At 36.5% G+C, this 19,389-nt stretch carries 14 protein-coding genes and 1 riboswitch; of the genes, 1 reads left to right on the top strand and 13 read right to left on the bottom strand.

Annotated features, from left to right (window positions below; all coding sequences use genetic code 11):
- Positions 1-23 precede the first annotated feature (23 nt).
- The 9 genes from metH to CXF59_RS14590 form a co-directional block, all read right to left on the bottom strand.
- Complete coding sequence (gene metH, locus CXF59_RS14635) at positions 24-2,708, bottom strand: methionine synthase (RefSeq protein WP_101138465.1); 2,685 nt, start codon at positions 2,706-2,708, stop codon at positions 24-26.
- Between the two features lie 335 nt (positions 2,709-3,043).
- Positions 3,044-4,045, bottom strand: coding sequence for a homocysteine S-methyltransferase family protein (locus tag CXF59_RS14630; protein ID WP_101138464.1), 1,002 nt, complete (start codon positions 4,043-4,045; stop codon positions 3,044-3,046).
- Positions 4,046-4,249: 204 nt separating this feature from the next.
- Positions 4,250-4,370, bottom strand: a riboswitch (SAM riboswitch).
- A gap of 93 nt (positions 4,371-4,463) precedes the next feature.
- Positions 4,464-5,516: an NAD(P)/FAD-dependent oxidoreductase gene (locus CXF59_RS14625; RefSeq protein ID WP_101138567.1), complete on the bottom strand. Its 1,053-nt coding sequence runs from the start codon at positions 5,514-5,516 to the stop codon at positions 4,464-4,466.
- A 168-nt stretch (positions 5,517-5,684) separates the two neighbouring features.
- Positions 5,685-6,266 (bottom strand): bifunctional precorrin-2 dehydrogenase/sirohydrochlorin ferrochelatase, encoded by a 582-nt coding sequence (locus tag CXF59_RS14620; RefSeq protein WP_101138463.1) that lies wholly within the window; start codon positions 6,264-6,266, stop codon positions 5,685-5,687.
- Entirely contained in the window at positions 6,253-7,047 is a 795-nt protein-coding gene (gene cobA / locus CXF59_RS14615; RefSeq protein ID WP_101138462.1) for a uroporphyrinogen-III C-methyltransferase, read from the bottom strand. Before cobA ends, CXF59_RS14620 begins: the two co-directional genes overlap by 14 nt.
- Positions 7,037-9,130, bottom strand: a complete 2,094-nt coding sequence (locus CXF59_RS14610; protein WP_101138461.1) for a HEPN domain-containing protein — start codon at positions 9,128-9,130, stop codon at positions 7,037-7,039. The genes cobA and CXF59_RS14610 overlap by 11 nt, the downstream gene beginning before the upstream one ends.
- A gap of 190 nt (positions 9,131-9,320) precedes the next feature.
- A complete protein-coding gene (locus CXF59_RS14600) occupies positions 9,321-10,565 on the bottom strand; it encodes a sulfate adenylyltransferase subunit 1 (protein WP_101138459.1) in 1,245 nt (414 codons plus the stop codon).
- Positions 10,566-10,736: 171 nt separating this feature from the next.
- Positions 10,737-11,636 carry a sulfate adenylyltransferase subunit CysD gene (gene cysD / locus CXF59_RS14595; protein ID WP_101138458.1) on the bottom strand — a complete coding sequence of 300 codons (900 nt, stop codon included), beginning with the start codon at positions 11,634-11,636 and terminating at the stop codon, positions 10,737-10,739.
- A gap of 112 nt (positions 11,637-11,748) precedes the next feature.
- Entirely contained in the window at positions 11,749-12,450 is a 702-nt protein-coding gene (locus CXF59_RS14590; protein ID WP_101138457.1) for a phosphoadenylyl-sulfate reductase, read from the bottom strand.
- A gap of 327 nt (positions 12,451-12,777) precedes the next feature.
- Here CXF59_RS14590 and CXF59_RS14585 point away from each other — a divergent pair, with 327 nt between their 5' ends.
- Complete coding sequence (locus CXF59_RS14585; protein ID WP_101138456.1) at positions 12,778-13,566, top strand: sulfite exporter TauE/SafE family protein; 789 nt, start codon at positions 12,778-12,780, stop codon at positions 13,564-13,566.
- A gap of 91 nt (positions 13,567-13,657) precedes the next feature.
- Here the strand turns inward: CXF59_RS14585 and CXF59_RS14580 are convergent, their stop codons facing one another.
- The 4 genes from CXF59_RS14580 to thrA all read right to left on the bottom strand — a co-directional run bounded on the left by CXF59_RS14580 (position 13,658) and on the right by thrA (position 19,379).
- Positions 13,658-14,068: an Rrf2 family transcriptional regulator gene (locus CXF59_RS14580; protein WP_101138455.1), complete on the bottom strand. Its 411-nt coding sequence runs from the start codon at positions 14,066-14,068 to the stop codon at positions 13,658-13,660.
- A gap of 102 nt (positions 14,069-14,170) precedes the next feature.
- Positions 14,171-15,343 carry a PLP-dependent aspartate aminotransferase family protein gene (locus tag CXF59_RS14575; protein ID WP_101138454.1) on the bottom strand — a complete coding sequence of 391 codons (1,173 nt, stop codon included), beginning with the start codon at positions 15,341-15,343 and terminating at the stop codon, positions 14,171-14,173.
- 98 nt (positions 15,344-15,441) lie between these two features.
- On the bottom strand, positions 15,442-15,876 hold the full coding sequence (locus CXF59_RS14570) for an OsmC family protein (RefSeq protein ID WP_101138453.1): 435 nt from the start codon (positions 15,874-15,876) through the stop codon (positions 15,442-15,444).
- Between the two features lie 116 nt (positions 15,877-15,992).
- Complete coding sequence (gene thrA, locus CXF59_RS14565; protein WP_101138452.1) at positions 15,993-19,379, bottom strand: bifunctional aspartate kinase/homoserine dehydrogenase I; 3,387 nt, start codon at positions 19,377-19,379, stop codon at positions 15,993-15,995.
- Positions 19,380-19,389 lie beyond the last annotated feature (10 nt).

The following is a 19,389-nucleotide window of genomic DNA, read 5'->3' as shown; positions in this document are numbered from 1 at the left end:
TTTTCTAGTTACCCGAAGGGTCCCTAATCTGCTATGTTTGGGTTTAACCACTTCATAGCTACTTCAGTTGGTACACTTCTACGCTTTGCATAATCAATCACTTGATCTTCTTTTATCTTTCCAAGTCCGAAATATTTACTTTCTGGATTCCCAAAATAATAGCCTGATACTGACGATGCGGGCCACATTGCCATACTCTCTGTCAATGTCACCCCGATTTCTTCTTCAACATTTAGTAATTTCCAGATAGTTGGTTTTTCCAGATGATCAGGACAAGCGGGATAACCCGGAGCTGGTCTAATACCTTTATAAGTTTCTGCAATCATATCGTCGGTACTTAAAACCTCATCAGCTGCATAACCCCAGATTTCTTTTCTTACTTTTTCGTGTAGGTATTCAGCAAAAGCTTCCGCAAAACGGTCTGCCAATGCTTTTACCATTATCGAATTATAATCGTCTAAATCCTTTTCAAATTCTGCTGCCCATTCATCAACCCCAAAACCGGTAGTTACACAAAATGCTCCCATATAGTCCGTTTTCCCGCTGTCTTTAGGCGCTATAAAGTCAGACAAAGCGATGTTTGGCGCTCCTTTTGTTTTATGGGATTGCTGGCGCAAAGTCAAGAACTTCTCCAACACTTTCCCGTTCTCATTTCTCAACTCAATATCATCATCGTTAACTTGATTCGCTGGAAAAATACCATAAATTCCTTTAGCTGTCAGTTTCTTTTCTTTCAAAATAACTTTTAACATTTCCTTCGCATCTGCAAAAACGGAAGTCGCTTCTTCGCCCACAACATCATCACTAAGAATAGCAGGATATTTACCAAACAATTGCCATGTTCTAAAAAATGGGGTCCAATCGATATAAGGAACTAGCCCCTCTAAGTCTACTTCTATTGTTTTTTGCCCAATAAAATTAGGTATCATAGGAGTATATTTATCCCAATCCAATTGTAATTTATTTTTACGCGCTTGCTCAATTGACAAGAAATTTTTATCTCTGGAACGGTTTAAAAAAGTCTCTCTAAAAGCGTCATATTCTTCCCTGATTGAGGCTGCATATATTTTTTTATCACTGTTTAATAAGCTACCGGCAACCGTTACCGCTCTAGAAGCATCATTTACGTGAATTACTGTTTGTCTGTATTGCGGAGCAATTTTAACAGCGGTGTGTGCGCGTGATGTTGTTGCACCACCAATCATGATTGGAATTTTTATATTTTGTTTGTCTAATTCTTTGGCCAAATAAACCATTTCATCTAATGAAGGCGTAATCAACCCACTTAAACCAATGATATCTACATTGTGCTCTATTGCAGCTGCTATAATTCGCTCTGGAGTTACCATCACTCCCAAATCGACAATCTCATAATTATTACAAGCTAAAACGACAGCTACAATATTTTTTCCAATATCATGGACATCCCCCTTCACTGTCGCCATAAGAATTTTTCCATTCCCTCTTTTGTCGCCGGCTTCCTTGGAAGCTTCAATAAATGGCAATAAATAAGCTACTGCTTTTTTCATTACCCTTGCTGATTTCACTACCTGAGGCAAAAACATTTTTCCGCTTCCAAACAGGTCTCCTACGACATTCATACCAGTCATCAAATTAATCTCGATTACCTCAATCGGTTTTGAAGCTGCTAACCTCGCTTCTTCAATATCTAAAAGTATAAATTCATCCACTCCTCTTACCAAAGAATGAGTCAGTCTTTCCTGAATTGTTCCTGAACGCCATTCTTGAATCGCTTTTTCAGTAGTTCTCACATCCCCTTTTACATTTTCAGCAAAGTCTAATAACCGTTCTGTAGCATCATCGCGTCGATTGAGAATCACATCTTCCACATGCTCTAAAAGATCTTTTGGAATCTCATCATAAATCGACAGCATTTCTGGATTTACGATCCCCATCGTCATTCCGTTTTGAATCGCATGATACAAGAAAACAGAATGCATCGCTTCCCGCACCGTGTCATTTCCCCTAAATGAAAAAGACACATTACTAACCCCTCCACTTACATTTGCATGCGGCAGGTTCTCTCTGATCCATTTAGTCGCTCTGAAAAAATCCAGCGCATTTAATTTATGTTCGTCCATCCCAGTTGCAACTGGAAAAATATTGGGATCAAAAATAATATCTTCGGCAGAGAAGCCCACTACATCCACTAATATATCATAGGAACGCTTACAAATTTCGATACGTCTTTCGTAATTATCCGCTTGACCTGTTTCGTCAAATGCCATTATAATCACTGCGGCACCGTACCGTTTTACTAATTTAGCTTGACGAATAAAGTTCTCTTCACCTTCTTTCAAGGAAATAGAGTTTACGATACTTTTACCTTGAGCTACTTTCAATCCCGCTTCGATAATTTCCCATTTAGAACTATCAATCATCAAAGGCACTCGAGAAATATCTGGTTCAGAAGCAATTAAATTTAAAAAAGTAGTCATGGCATAAACACCATCCAGCAGCCCTTCATCCATATTAATATCGATGATTTGGGCGCCACCTTCTACCTGATCTCTCGCTACAGCTAGGGCTTCAGCATATTTTTCTTCTTTAATAAGGCGCAAAAATTTTCTAGACCCAGTAACATTAGTTCGCTCCCCAACATTTACAAAATTACTTTCTGGAGTAATGATTAAGGGTTCTAAACCTGATAATTTTAAATACTTCGTTTCTGCTGCTTTTTCTGCCATTTTATTTGTTTTTAATCCTTCCCCATTTTCGAAACGGCGTAGGTTTACTATTTTTATTCTTTACCCCCTTAATTGTCATTCCAACATAAGATGAATCTTTTGGGCGTGACCCAAGGGTCAGGCTATTCGTTCACGCTCTTTTTCTTTGGCTAAACCGCTTTAAAAAAAAGGAACTCCACTGCTATCCCTCACGCGGTGCTAGCATCACGCTCGTACATATATTCAAAACACACATACAGGATTCAAAAACTTATGAGAAATCTCACATCATCAGTGTTTTGATTTCCTCACCTATGTCAAAGTTTAAAACTTTGACATAGGATCATAGTAGTATTCTATAACACCACGATAGCGCCTCTCGGTTTGTAATCCTTTGCAATATCCGCAATCAACTTAATATGCTCTGGTGTCGTCCCACAGCATCCGCCAATTATATTAATTAAATTATCCTCTAAATACTCTTTAATAAACACCTGCATTTGCTCCGGTGTTTCGTCGTACTCTCCAAAGGCATTAGGTAAGCCTGCATTAGGATGTGCCGAAATATTAAATGAAGTATTGTGTGCTAATTCTTTGAGATAGGGCTTTAATTGATCCGCACCTAAGGCACAGTTGAAACCAACACTTAACAAGGAAATATGTGAAACCGAGATTAGAAAAGCCTCTACGGTTTGACCTGAAAGTGTTCTTCCTGAAGCATCCGTAATCGTCCCTGACACCATGATTGGAATATCAATACTGCGCTCATCTTTTACTTCTTCTATAGCGAAAAGCGCTGCTTTAGCATTCAACGTGTCGAAAATAGTTTCCACCAATAACAAATCGCTACCGCCATCAATTAAGGCCTCTACTTGCTGTTTGTACGCGATGCGTAAATCATCAAAACTTACCGCTCTGTACCCGGGATCATTTACGTCTGGCGACATGCTCGCCGTTCTATTTGTTGGTCCTATGGAACCCGCGACAAATCTAGGCTTATCTGGGTTTTTGGCTGTAAATACATCTGCTACTTCACGGGCGATTCTTGCCGATTCATAGTTTAATTCGTAAACAATGTCTTCTAAATGGTAATCAGCCATACCGATTGTCGTACTTGAAAAGGTGTTCGTTTCCACAATATCTGCTCCCGCTTCAAAATATTTAGCGTGAACATCACGGATGGCATGTGGTTGGGTTATGGACAACAAATCGTTGTTTCCTTTTAGAGAATGTGGAAAGTCTTTGAAACGTTCGCCTCGGAAATCTTCTTCCGAAAAATTATAGCGTTGTAACATAGTTCCCATTGCCCCATCGAGTACCAGTATGTTGTTTTTTATAGCTTCTTGAATTGTTGACATTTTAACTTTTTTTAAAAATTTAAATGTTCACTATATATACTCTTTAGCCCTGATGGAAGCGGTATCCTATTGTACCGAAGTTCGGCGCAATAGATATAGCGTACAGCAGGAAGGATGATGGCAAAAAAGCACCAATCATTCGCTCTAAAAATATATTAAAATGTTGTCAAGAAAAAGTTTGAGAAATACTAAAGAAGTATTCTTGTGTTATCTATCTTAGTTACTGAAAAAAAATCAATACAAAGTAGAATGTAGCACCTTCTTTATAAGATAAAGGGTTGCTAAGGTTTCATCGGGTCTTTCCCTCCGCCTTTCGTGATAACGATCAATAAATATAGGAACACTGCAAAGTAAAGATATAGCGTTAACACTTGCAAGTATTAACGCTATATTTTTGTATTAGTTTTTATTCAAATTGTTAAACAATGGCCTTAACCACTGCTTTTGGTGCTTCTTTGCGCGTCCCGTCAAATCCGTCAACTCCTGCAACTGTAGTGTATTTTAACACATATTTCTTGCCTGGATTGATAATTTGATAAGCTGCCTGACACATTAGTGTTGCTTCGTGAAAACCACAGAGGATTAATTTTAATTTTCCCGGATACGTGTTCACGTCCCCGATGGCGAAAATACCCGGAATATTAGTCTGGTAATCCAACGAATTATCAACTTTAATAGCATTTTTCTCAATTTCTAATCCCCAGTTTCCAATTGGTCCTAGCTTTGGCGTAAGACCAAAAAGAGGAATAAAATAGTCTGTAGGAATTGTTCTTTCGGCCTCATTTTCATTAAGAACGATTGATTCAATATGTTCTGCACCGTTCAAGCCCACAACCTCAGCTGGAGTGATTAGTCTTATTTTTCCTAGATCTTTCAATTCCTGTACTTTTTCTACAGAATCTAATGCACCTCTAAATTCATTTCTTCTATGAATTAAGGTAACTTCCGAAGCAATATCTGCAAGGAAGATACTCCAGTCTAAAGCAGAGTCTCCACCGCCAGCTATAACGACTCTTTTGTCTCTAAATTCTTCCGGATCTTTGATGAAGTACTTCACTCCTTTGTCTTCATAAAAATTGATGCCATCTATAAGTGGTTTTCTTGGTTCAAAACTTCCCAAGCCTCCCGCAATAGCTACAACCGAAGCCTGAATTTGTGTCCCTTTATTAGAGGTAACAATAAAACTCCCGTCTTCTTGTTTATCTATGGTGTCAGCACGTTCTCCCAATGTAAATCCTGGCTCGAATTGCTTTATTTGTTCCATCAGATTACTCACTAAATCTCCTGCTAAAACCTCTGGAAACCCAGGAATGTCGTAGATTGGTTTTTTAGGATAAAGTTCTGAAAGTTGACCTCCCACTTGTGGTAACGCGTCTAATATATGACATTTTAATTTTAATAATCCTGCTTCAAAAACGGCAAATAAACCAGTAGGACCGGCTCCTATAATTAGGATATCTGTTTTAATCATTTCTATACTCTTCATGTACTTTATATTGTGCTAACTAATTTATTACAAATTTACGATTCATTCTTACTTCATCAAGTGGTCAGTATCATTTATTTCTCCTTTCCCAGTCTTAATAGGCATCATTAACCTGGATAAGAAAGGGAATTATGTAAAATAACTTTGTTTAATTTATTGTTTGTTTTTTAGCGATGCGGTAACTTCATTCATTCTCTGGACTTTTTCCTCAAAATCACCTTTTAAGGTTTTACGATATTCATTAAGATTCAAAACCATTTGACTAATGTCCTCCGGGATTATTTCTTCAAAAAACTCTCGCAATCTTTTGGCCGTTGTGGGTGATTTCCCATTTGTTGAAATTGCGATTTTCACATTTCCCTTGGTCACGATACCACCCAAATAGTAATCGCATAATTCAGGAGTATCAGCAATATTACAGATGAGATATCGTTCTCTGCACAATTCAAAAATTCTTTTATTCACTTCAAGATCGTCCGTACAAGCAATAACCATATGCCTTTTCTTGAGCATTTTTTTCTTAAATTTTTTCATTGTCAGTTTTACCGAATCATGCTTATTAACTAAGTCAACTAATTCCGGTAAAAATCTAGGAGCAACAACCTCAACATTTGCATTAGGACTCGATTTCAGCAAAAACGAAAGTTTTTCTAAGCCTACATTTCCCCCTCCTACAATAAGCATATTGACTTGATGCATTTTTAAAAATATCGGATACAATTCATTCCTTTCCATACACCAGTACCGTATTGTGATTTGATTTTAATTCTTTGTAAAAACCTGCTCTTTTCTTACTGTCCCCTACGACTTCTCCAATTACAATTATAGCCGGCGAACTTAATTTATTCAATGCCACAGTTTCCTGAATTGTGTCAATAGTCCCAATTCCTACTTTTTCCTCTGGCGTAGTACCATTTTGAATAATGGCTACTGGCATTTCTCCTTTAAATTCATTTTGAAATAGAGCGACAATCTCATCCAGCTTGCTCATCCCCATCAGAATAACAACTGTTGCCGTCGACTTTGCTGCCAAAGCTACATCCGTCGATAACTTTCTTGATGAAGTTGTTCCTGTAATCACCCAAAAACTCTCTGAAACTCCTCTTTTTGTCAAAGAAATTCCTTGACTGGCTGGTACTGCGATAGACGATGAAATACCGGGAACTACAAAGGTAGGAATTCCAAAGCTTTCTACGAATTCTATTTCTTCACTTCCTCTTCCAAAGATAAATGGATCCCCCCCTTTTAATCGGACCACATTACCGTAAGTAAGCGCGTTATCTACAATTAGTTGGTTAATTTCATCTTGCGAATAAGCATGACACCCTTTTCTTTTTCCAACAAATATCTTTAATGCTTTTTTAGGAGCAAAAGACAACAACTCTTCATTAGCCAAAGCATCATACAAAACAACATTCGCTTCAGCCAATGCTTTTGCCCCTTTGATGGTCAGTAAATCCGGATCTCCAGGACCAGCACCTACGAGTGTTACCTGCGGTTCTATATTATTTTTCATCGCTTAAATCTTTAAGTCTGAATGCTTCAATCGTATCAAAAAAAGCAATTGCTTCTTGAATGTATTTTCTAGCAAATTCTTCAGATGGTTCCTCCTTATTGATTTGGAATACTAAGTCCTTTAATGTCGATTGCAACTCGATTTTATTTGTTTCGATAAAAACAGTGTCAAATAAGTTTATGATTCCCGCTTGATGATTTGTCTTCTCGTTTTCTGATAGCAACAACGCTTTAGCTCCGTTTACAAAACCGGCATAAGCATGATAAATAGCATCAGCCCAATTTTTATCTTCAAACGCTTCTTGTGCAAAAGTCAATTTATCTTTGGCTTCCAATAATAAGGTAGCAACAAGGTCAATTACAACGCCCGCACATTCTCCTACTCCAACAGCTTTTACGTAGTTATCAGCATTCCCCCAATCAATAAAATCAGCATCAACTAAATTTGTTGTGTCTGCCAATGGTTTTAAGAATTCGTAGAAATACTTTTCGCCTTGTGTTATATAATAGTCTAAAAATGATTTCCCATTCGCATTAGCTTCAAAATCATTTAAAATATAACGCAAAGCATCTGGACCTCTTCTACTTGGGATTTTGATTACTTTATCTGAAAAACGTCCTGAGCCGTTTCCTAAATTCCCACCACCCAAGAGTACTTGAAGTGCTGGGGCTACTAATTTTCCAGCATTGATTGACATCCCCTGAAAACCAATTGCTGACATGTTGTGCTGTCCGCAAGCATTCATGCAACCACTAATTTTAATAGTGATTTCTCTATTCTCTTTATATTGCGGGAACTCTAACTTTAATACTCTTTCTAACTCCTCAGCAATTCCAGTGCTACTTGCAATCCCTAAATTACACGTATCAGTTCCTGGACATGCGGTGATATCGTTAATCGTATCGTAACCCAAAGTCACAAAGTCTAATTTTGCTAGTTCTTGGTAGAAAAAAGCTAAGTTTTCTTCTTTTATATTTCGAACAACAATATTTTGTTTTAGCGAAAAGCGCAATTCATTAGCACCATAATTTTTGATTAAATCAGTTAATACTCTTGCCTTATCAGTATAAAAATCTCCTAAAAGAACTTTTATTCCTATGGCGTAGTACCCCGCTTGTTTTTGAGCTATGACATTTGATTTTTTCCAAGCTTCAAAAGCGGCTTTATCTTCAATAGTTACTTTTGGCACTTCTAATAAAGTCTCTGGAATAGCAACATCAAAATCAGTGGTGTCAATTTCTATGGTTTGATACGACAAGGCTGCCTTTTCCTCATCAACCAATCGCATAAATTCATCTCTCCCTATATCTTTAATTAAAAATTTCATGCGAGCTTTTAAACGCTTCGCTCTTTCTCCGTAGCGATCAAATATCCTCAACACCCCTTCCGTAGTTGGAATAATTTGGTTTACTGGAATAAATTCCGAGAGTAATTCGGCATGTGCAGGCTGAGAACCTAATCCTCCTCCTAGCATTACTTTGAATCCGCGCTCACCATTTACAATTTTTGGAATAAATCCTAAATCATGCAAGTAACTCAATGCGGTATCTTTGTCTGAAGACGAAAATGATATTTTGAACTTACGTCCCATTTCTTGACAAATTGGATTTCTCAAGAAGAACTGAAACATCGCATGGGCATAAGGTGAGACGTCAAAAGGTTCGTCTACATCAACACCTGCAAGTTCACTTGCTGTAATGTTTCTTACAGTGTTCCCACAAGCCTCACGAAGTGTAATATCATCGATTGCTAATTGTGCCCAAAGCTCAGGAGTTCTATCTAAACTTACATAGTGGATTTGGATATCCTGGCGTGTAGTGATATGCAAACGTCCTGTAGAATATTCATCAGAGACCTTAGTGATTCGTTCTAATTGTTCACTCGTTACTTTTCCAAATGGTAATTTAATACGAATCATTTGAACGCCTTCTTGGCGCTGTCCGTAAACACCACGTGCTAAACGAAGACTGCGAAAACGCTCATCATCAATCTTGCCTTCTTTGAATAAAGCAATTTTTCTTTCTAAATCAACGATCTCTTTTTGAACAATCGGATCTTCTATTTCGGTTCTAAAACTTTCCATATGCATTTATTTTATTCTCCCCTGCCTCCCCAAGAAAGAGGAACAAGCATTGAAGATTTTAATTCTTATTTTTTTCTGATTTATAACCAGTTTGACATCGGCATTTTTAATTCTCTAGCTTATAAACTTATATCCACAAAGTTTATCTACAATTTCCCCTTCCGCTTCAGGGATGGCTGGGATGGGGATCCTATCTAATAAACCCTACTCCAGCAGTTGTATTTGTTGCTGCATCAATTAAGATAAAAGCACCATTTGATTTGTTATCGTTGTATGCATCAAAATAAATTGCTTTACTTAACTTGATATTTACTTCTCCTATTTCGTTAATTGCTAATTGGGACGCTTCTGTTGCTCCTGAAAAATCAGTTGCAATTATGTTTTTCACGCTGTCAATTTTAGCCAAAACTCGATTAGTATTGTGTTGTACAAAATATTTCGCGCCTGGAATCAGTTTTTTACTGTCCATCCAACACACTGTTGTATTGATATCTTTCTCAACTTTAGGCAATTCAGATGATTTTACAATCATATCCCCTCTGGTCACATTAATATCATTTTCTAATTCGATAGTAATCGACGAACCTACTGAAGCTTCATCAAATTGTTTATCAAAAAAATGAATCTTACTCACTTTGGACTCCGTCAAAGAAGGCAGTACTGTAACGGCATCCCCCACTTTTAAATTATTTCCGTAAAGTTTACCAGCATATCCTCTAAAATCGTGGTATTCTTCCGTTTTTGGTCGAATCACTGTTTGCACCGGAAAACGAGCTTGTCCTCTTTCATATACATCTGCCGGTTCAAGTGCCTCAAGGTGTTCTAGGATAGTTTGTCCTTTGTACCACGGCATAGCATCCGTTTTCTCAACCACATTGTCTCCTGTTAAGGCACTCAACGGAATGTAACTTACGTTTTGCTCTTTGAAAGTACTTTTGGCGTTCAACGCTTCAAAGTCGGCTTTGATTTTATTATACACTTCTTCCGAATAATCAACTAAATCCATTTTATTTACTGCAACAATTACCTCTTTTACACGCAATAAATTATTGATGAAAAAGTGACGGTACGTTTGCTCAATTACTCCTTTGCGAGCATCAATCAAAATGATGGAAACTTGCGAAGTCGAAGCCCCAGTGACCATGTTCCGGGTGTATTCCACGTGACCCGGAGTATCAGCAATAATATAACTTTTCTTAGCTGTAGAAAAGTAAATATGTGCCACATCAATTGTGATACCTTGCTCTCTCTCGGCAACTAATCCATCTGTAGCCAAAGAAAAATCTAAATAATCATATCCTTTTTGTTTGCTACTTTTTTCTATCGCTTCTAACTTATCTGTAGTCAAAGATTGCGTGTCGTATAATAATCTTCCAATTAATGTACTTTTTCCGTCATCTACACTTCCTGCTGTTGCTATTTTTAAAACTTCCATATGAATTCTTCTATTATAATCCTCCCCGCAACCCCCTCCAAAGGAGAGGGAGTAGAGACGTAAAATCGTGTTGCGTCTTTTTTCTTCTTATCTCTTAAACCTAGCCCTTAGTATCCATTTATATATTCAGTTATGGCTACCTCACCTCCAGAGAGGGGTGGGGTGGGGATTCTAAAAGTACCCTTGTTGTTTTCTTTTTTCCATCGCTGCTTCAGAACGTTTATCATCAATTCTAGCACCTCTTTCAGATATAGTTGACAATCTAATTTCGCCTACCACTTCAGCTATTGTTGCTGCATACGAATCAACTGCTGCTGTACAACTCATATCTCCTACTGTTCTAAAACGAACAATTCTTTCTTCAATTTCTTCGTTTTCTTCTTGATAAACATATGGAGAGTGTGACCAAATCATTCCGTCTCTCAAGAATACTTTACGTTTATGAGAGAAGTAAATCGATGGAATCTCGATTTGTTCTTGCTCGATATAACTCCAAACATCTAATTCAGTCCAATTTGAAATAGGAAATACACGCACATTTTGTCCGTTTTCAATTTTCCCGTTCAATAAATCGAACAACTCTGGACGTTGGTTTTTTTCATCCCATTGACCAAAATCATCACGAACTGAGAAAATACGCTCTTTAGCTCTAGCTTTTTCTTCATCTCTACGCGCACCACCGATACAAGCATCAAACTTGAATTCCTCAATCGCATCAAGCAAAGTTGTTGTTTGTAAGCTGTTTCTACTCGAATATTTACCAGTTTCCTCCACTACTTTACCTTCATCTATAGCATCTTGCACATTACGAACGATTAATTCCAATCCCAATTCTTTAACTAATCGGTCTCTAAATTCGATTGTTTCAGGAAAATTATGACCTGTATCTACGTGCAATAATGGAAAAGGAATTTTTGCAGGGAAGAATGCTTTTTGTGCTAAACGTACCAAAGTAATTGAATCTTTTCCTCCGGAAAAAAGCAATACTGGCTTGTCAAATTGAGAAATAACTTCTCTGAATATATATATCGCTTCGCTTTCTAATGCGTTTGTTTTTAATATTGAACTCATATTTTTAGTTTACAGTTTCAGGTTTAAAGTTTCAGGTTGTTGTATCCTAAACTAAAACCTCTCTACTATTTATAATTTCTATTCTCTTTATTTATTTTTCTGTTTTCTTTATTTACCCTTGGTGCAGACCACATTCTTTGTGACTCGATTCCCACCACCATCTTCCAGCCCTGATGTCTTCTCCCTCGGCGATTGCTCTGGTACAAGGCGCACAACCTATGCTTACAAATCCTTTATTATGTAATGCGTTTTGCGGCACGTTATTTTTTTCTAAATAATCCTCTACTTCTTTTAGAGCCCACTTCAATAATGGATTGAATTTGATTATTTCGAACTTTTCATCGTATTCAAAAAGATGTAAATCATTTCTGTTTTCTGATTGTTCTGCTCTTAAACCCGTAATCCAAACTGCATTCCCATTTAGTGCCTTAGTTAATGGAGCTACTTTTCGAATAAAACAACACTCTTTTCTATTTTCAACAGACTCGTAGAAGCTATTTGGTCCTTTTGCATTCAATAGATTCTGAACATCCGTAGCTTCAGGGAAATAAACCTGAATATGTTTTTTATACTTCTTTAAAGTTTTATGAAAAACATCGTAGGTTTCTTGAAACAAACGGCCTGTATCTAAAGTGAAGATGTTGATTGCGGCATCACTTTTAGCAATTAAAGCTGTTATCACTTGGTCTTCTTGTCCAAAAGATGTGGAAAACACTACTTTATCTTTATATTCATTGGCCAAAAAAACAAAAGTCTCTTCAATTGAGAAGTCTTTAGTTTTTTCTATTAATGTATGTGCTGTAGTTGTGCTCATTCTTCTTTTTTATTTTAATAAATCTATTACCCTATCGGTTTAGTAGATTACTTTGCAAAAATACTACTTATTTCCAAATTACAAAACAAAAAATAGTATTTTATTAAAAACACCACGCTCCCTTAGTCCTTCATAAAAAGGACTTTACACGAACAGCAACTAAATAATACAGAATTATTTGAAAACAATAGGTCAAAATCTATAATTCTCATTATTAGCCCAAAAGCAAGAATATATTCTTAAAACACAGCAAAAAAATTTAATAGTCTATCTATCCTATAGGTTAATAATGAAATAGTTATTATTTTTGCCCAAAATATTTATAATATGGATTTTCAATTAGGATTAGTGGTTGCAGGATTAACCGTAGGATTCATTGTTGGCTTAACTGGTGTAGGAGGCGGTTCCTTGATGACGCCCATATTATTATGGTTTGGTATACCGCCAACAACAGCTGTTGGTACGGATCTATTATATGCTGCATTTACCAAAATGGGGGGTATTTATGTGCATCACAAAAAAAATAATATTAACTGGACCATTACTGGCTGGCTATCCTTAGGAAGTGTTCCTGCGGCATTATTAACTTTGTGGATTTTACATAGTATTAAAACAGATATTACTGCTTTAAACGCGGTAATTAAATACAGCTTAGGTTGGGCGTTGCTCTTAACCTCGATAGCTGTTTTGTTCAAAAAGAAGCTATTGACTTTTTCTCAGAAACATTCTGGTGACAAGTTTCATAGCGAGAGCAAAACACAAAATGTATTAACCGTTGCAATAGGTGTCCTACTAGGTGCAACTGTAACGCTAACATCGATAGGCGCAGGAGCTTTAGGTACTGTAACTTTATTTTTCTTATATCCACTTTTGGCAACACCAAAATTAGTTGGCACCGAGATTGCTCATGCTGTCCCTTTAACACTTGTAGCAGGATTAGGACACGCTACCATGGGGAATTTAGATTTAGGCTTACTAGGGCAGCTACTAATAGGATCACTTCCTGGAATATTCATAGGAAGTATGCTAAGTGGAAAAGTACCCGATTTATTTCTTAGAAATGCCATTGCGGTAATGCTGTTTTTTGTAGGATACAAACTGGTTTTTATGGCTTAAACTTGTAGTTATTAATTCAAAAAAAAGACCCTTTTATTATATAAACAATGAGAGGGTCTTTTTTTTTTGCGCTTGGCTTTAATCGAATTGCTTAAAAAGCAATGTCTGCCAGAGTATTGTTTTCTAATATTTGCAGCGTGTTGTCGCGGACTTCGGTCATTAGTTTACGCACTGCACAAGCAGCTTCATCTGTACAGTCATCGCATTTTTCATAAAAGTTATGACTGGCGCAGGGTAATAATGCAATCGGTCCTTCCAGAACACGATAGACTTTAGCCATGTTAATGTCTTTGGGCTCTTTTATTAAATAATAACCACCGCCTTTTCCTTTTTTGGCACCCAAAAATCCTGAATGACGCAAAAGCAGCAAAATACTTTCTAAAAACTTAACCGAAATGTTTTCGCTTTTTGCAATATCAGCAATAGCAACAGGGGTCTGATTTTCTTGGCGCGCCAAAAATGTCAATGCCTTTATTCCGTATTTTGTCTTCTTTGAGAGCATTTGTAACGATTTATGATTGTTGAATATCGAGTACCAATTTAAGATTTTTCAATTCTTAGTACCAAATCTACAATGTAAAATCGTTAATCCCAAATCTAAAATCTATGACAGCGCCTGCTCTAAATCGGCAATGACATCTTTCACGGTCTCCAGCCCTACAGAAACACGCACTAAACCATCAGTAATGCTTACCGCTAATCTTTCGTCAACAGATAATTTACTGTGTGTTGTTGATGCCGGATGTGTAACAATGGTTCTGGTATCTCCCAAATTAGGGGATAACGAACATAATTTTATTTTATCCAAAAAGTTTCTTCCTGCTTCAAGACCACCTTTTATTTCAAAAGCTACGATGCTACCTCCCAACTTCATTTGTTTTTTAGCAATTTCATATTGTGGATGCGATTTTAAAAACGGGTATTTTACTCGATTCACATTTGGATGCTGCTCTAAAAACTCCGCTACCTTCAGGGCATTTTCACAATGTCTATCTAAACGAATCGCCAACGTCTCTAAACTTTTTGATAACACCCAAGCGTTGAATGGGGACAAAGAAGGCCCAGTAAGTCGAGAAAACAAATAAATTTTTTGAATCAATTCAGGATCACCAACGGTTATTCCGCCCAAAACTCGTCCTTGACCGTCCATTAACTTTGTAGCTGAATGTACTACCAAGTGCGCACCCCATTTCATAGGTTGCTGTAAATAAGGAGTTGCAAAGCAGTTATCTATTATTAAAATCAAATTATGCTTTTTGGCAATTACTCCTAGCAGTTCCAAATCTATAATGTCGACTGCTGGATTCGTAGGCGATTCAGCAAAAAGAATCTTTGTACTTGGTGTGATGAAGCTTTCGATCGTTTCTGGCTTGTTAATATCAAAATACGATGTTTGAATATTCCACTTTGGAAAATAATTGATAAACAAGGAATGTGTCGCTCCAAAAACACTACTCGAAGAGACAATGTGATCGCCAGAATTTAATAAAGCAGCCATCGTTGAATACACGGCAGCCATTCCAGAAGCAAAGGCAAAACCAGCAGTTGCCCCTTCCATCTTACATACTTTTTCCACAAACTCATTAGTGTTCGGGTTGCTGTAGCGGCTATAAATATTTCTATCTTTCTCTTCGGCAAATGAGGCACGCATATCTTCGGCGTCTTCAAATACAAAACTAGAAGTTAAGTACAATGGCACCGAGTGCTCTAAATATTGGGTGCGCTCTAATTGGGTACGGATGGCTTCAGTTTCAAAACCAAATTCTTCTTCGTTCATGCAGTTAATTATTAAAAGTGTTCCACAAAGATTCAAAAAGGAAGCTCTAAGGTTCACAAAATAGTATTATGTTTTATCTTGTTCTAAAACGTTTATAATTAGACTTTTACTAATTCCACTCCATTTAAAACTACTTTATAGTGTATCGTTGCGGTTGGTTCTAATGTTTTAGAAACGGAGCAGTATTTCTCAAAAGAAAGTTGTGCGGCTTTAGCAGCTTTATCTTCTTTAATGTCACCTTCTAGATAAAAAATAACATGAATATCTTTAAACGGCTTCGCTTCTCCTACTTGAACACGCTCTCCTTCTACCTCAGCTTTAAAAGAACTGATCTCTTGTCGCTGCTTCTTTAGAATTGAAATCATATCGATAGCGCTGCATCCCGCAACACCCATCAAAACTAACTCCATAGGGCTAGCTCCGAGATCATCGCCGCCAAATTCAGAACGGTTATCTACATTTACTAAATGTCCACGTTCGTTTTTTAATTCAAAATGGTAATTCTCGTTTACTCTGTTTAATGTAATTTTCATATTTTTATTTTTTTGAACGCTGATGACACGGTTTTAAAACGTCCGTTCAGCGGATTTTTAATTTTTACTGGCCTACTCTTTCTGAATACTCACTAATAAAATACAGAACACTTAACTTACCCTTTATCAGAAAGTCTCAATATATCCCCAAAAACTCCTCTGGCAGTAACTGCAGAACCAGCTCCAGCTCCCTGTATCACAATAGGTCTGTCACCATATGATTCTGTGTATATTTCGAAGAAAGAATCAGAACCTTTCAATCCTCCTAAAGCAGTATCCGAAGGTACGGAAACTAATTTTACTTCCAGTATTCCTTTGTCATGTTGCAAATCCCCCGACAATTCACCTATGTATCGCAACACGTGATGTGGTTTTTGTTCTCTTTTTATTTTGTCATAAATAGGATCAAATTCCTTTAATTTATTCAAGAAATCGCCCGCACTTCCTTCACGTAAATGTTTTGGAATTAAATTCTCAATATCTATTTCTTCAAATTCATTCTGCAAATCCAACTCTCTAGCCAAAATCAATAATTTTCTACCCACATCATTTCCACATAAATCCTCTCTTGGGTCCGGTTCCGTGAATCCGTTATCAATAGCTTCTTTCAATATTTCGCTAAACGGGACATCCTTTGACGAAAAATTATTGAATAAATAACTTAATGTACCTGAGAAAACCCCTTTTATTTTGGTGATATTCTCACCAGAAAGATGCAATAATTTTATGGTATCAATTAATGGTAATCCAGCGCCTACATTGGTTTCGTATAAATAATTCTTTTGATTTTTTTCTAAAACAGTTCTCAGTTCTTTATAAAAACCATAACTCAATGTATTAGCCACTTTATTAGATGAAATTAAATCAAAACTACTATCAACCAGCGGAATGTAATTTTCTACAAAAGTAGATGATGCCGTATTATCTATCGCAATCAAATTCTCTAAATGATGTTCAGTTGCAAACTCGATTATATCATTTAAATTGTACGCAATTCCATCAGTATGTATCTCTTTTTTCCAGTTCGTATTAATTCCGTTTTTGTTAAGCAGCACTTTTTTAGAATTAGCAATAGCAAAAACATTGAGCTTAATATCTTTTCGTTTTTCAATGGCCGCAGCCGACTCTAATATTTGATTAATCAAAGTACCACCTACTAATCCATGTCCAAAAATGGCAATATTTATTTTCTTGGCTACGCCAAAAATCTCTCCGTGAATAACATTTAAGGCTTTGTTTAGTTCTGATTTTTTGACAACCAAACTCACATTTTTACCCGTTACTGTATTGTTGAATAAAATAGGTACGATTTTATTTTTTATCAATGCCGTGTAAGGCTTATGAAAGGTACTCAAGTCCTGACCTATTATTGAAATTACAGAAACGTTGTCAACAACTGTGATTTTATTGACATCCTTAGAATAGAAATCATTTTCAAATTCTTTTTCTAGCTCAATGATCGCTTTATTCGCTTTATCAGCAGCAACCACAAGGCCAATTCCTCTTTCTGAAGATCCTTGTGATATGATGCTTACGCTAATATCATTGTCTCCCATTACCCTGAAAATCCGTGCATCAACTCCAGTTTTCCCGAGCAATCCTCTTCCTTCTAGATTTATTAACGACACATTTTCTAAAACTGACAATGTTTTAATACCTGATGCATTAGAGTTTGAAGTGATTAATGTCCCATTATTCTCGTGATTGAACGTATTCAGAATTCGGAGTGGGATGTTCTTTTCTAGCAGCGGAATAATTGTTTTAGCATTCAGTATAGTTGCCCCAAAATTAGCCATTTCATTTGCTTCGCTATAAGACAAGGATTCAATTTTTTTAGCATCTAACACCAATTCCGGATTAGCAGTATAAATGCCATCTACATGAGTGAAGTTTTGTAATTCTTCCGCGTTGATATAATTAGCCACTAATGATGCAGTGTAGTTACTTCCGTTTCTGCCCAAAGTTGTGGTTTCGTATTTATCATTCGAACCAATAAAACCTGTAATCACCAGAACAGCCTCTTTATTATCATTAAATATTTGGATAATATTCTTTTTAGAAATCGCATCTAATGGTTGTGCGTCTCCAAAATTAGAATCAGTAATAATTAGTTCTCTAGTGTCTGCTAGTTTTGCAGGAATACCTCTATGATTCAATAAAAACACTATTAATTTAGCCGAAAGCACTTCCCCTTGAGCTAAAATTTGGTCTTGAATCTTCACACTATAATCCCCAATCAAACTAACGCCTTCAAAAAGCTTATCTAATTTATCAAATTCTATTGAAAAATCGACTGCATCAAAACCTCCTTTTTGATACGTTTTAAAACTCTCTAAAAGCGGTTTGTAATTTCCGTTTTTTGCTGCAATAGTAAGAATATCGTCCAGCTCATCAGTTGCTTTCCCTCTTGCCGAAACCACGATAGCGATTTTCTCTTCTTGCTTTATTTTACCCTCGATAATATCTAAAACTGTATTGACGCCTTCTCCATTTGCTAAAGATTTACCACCAAACTTCACTATTTTCATCTGCTTTTTATTTTTAAAAACAACCTCTAATAAATTGTCTAATTGTTCGTATTCTATCAAAAAGGCATCGTGCCCGTGTTGTGAGTCAATCTCGCTATAGAATACATTATTTTTAAATTTTCTGATTTCATTATAGGTATCTCTATTCTCCTTCGCAGTAAAAAACAAATCCGAATTGATTCCTACAATGTAGATATTAGCATCTACCTTTGAAATAATCGATTCTAGCGACTCGTTGTTCCGAGTAATATCAATCGTTTTTAAAAGTTGGTTCATCATTTTATAAGCTGAAAGTTGAAACCTTTTCTCTAACTTTTCTCCATGATAATTAAGCCAACTCTCCACTTGAAAAGTTTCTAATTGTGTATTGATATCTCTATTAAACTTCACCTTAAAAGACTCCGGAGTGCGGTAGCACAACATAGCATGAACACGCGCATCTTCAATAGGTCTTTTAGAATTATTTAGGATTTGCTCCTGCAAATAACAATTAGCAATCAACCAATCAGTCGCTTTCCAATCTGTAGCAATGGGAATAAAGTTTTGAGCTAATTTTGGCTCTAAAGCCAAAATCTCCCAAGCAATTCCACCACCCACAGAACCTCCGATGAGAGCGAATAAATTATAAATCTTTAAAGCGCGAAGCCCTTCGATAAAAATTCTAGCGATATCTCTTGCTATAAAATCTCTGTAATTTTCGATAGTAGCTGAATTGAAACCATTACCTGGAACGTCAAAAGAGACAATTGTATATTTTCTAGTATCTATGGTTTTATCTACTCCCACGATATCATTCCACCATCCAGATTCCCCAATTACTTGTGAATTCCCCGTCAAGGCGTGATTAATTAAAATAATAGGAGCGGTATGCAAAGGAGCACCAAAAACCTGAAAACTTAAGTTTAGTGTAGCATAAAAAGCACCATTATGTGTGGTGAAATTTTGGACGGTAATATGGGATGCTTTATTTTCCAATTTCAAATCT

The organism is Flavobacterium sp. ALD4, from assembly GCF_002836475.1.
GTDB lineage: Bacteria > Bacteroidota > Bacteroidia > Flavobacteriales > Flavobacteriaceae > Flavobacterium.
Note: the sequence above shows the minus strand (reverse complement) of the source record. Positions and strands in the feature narration are given on the sequence as shown.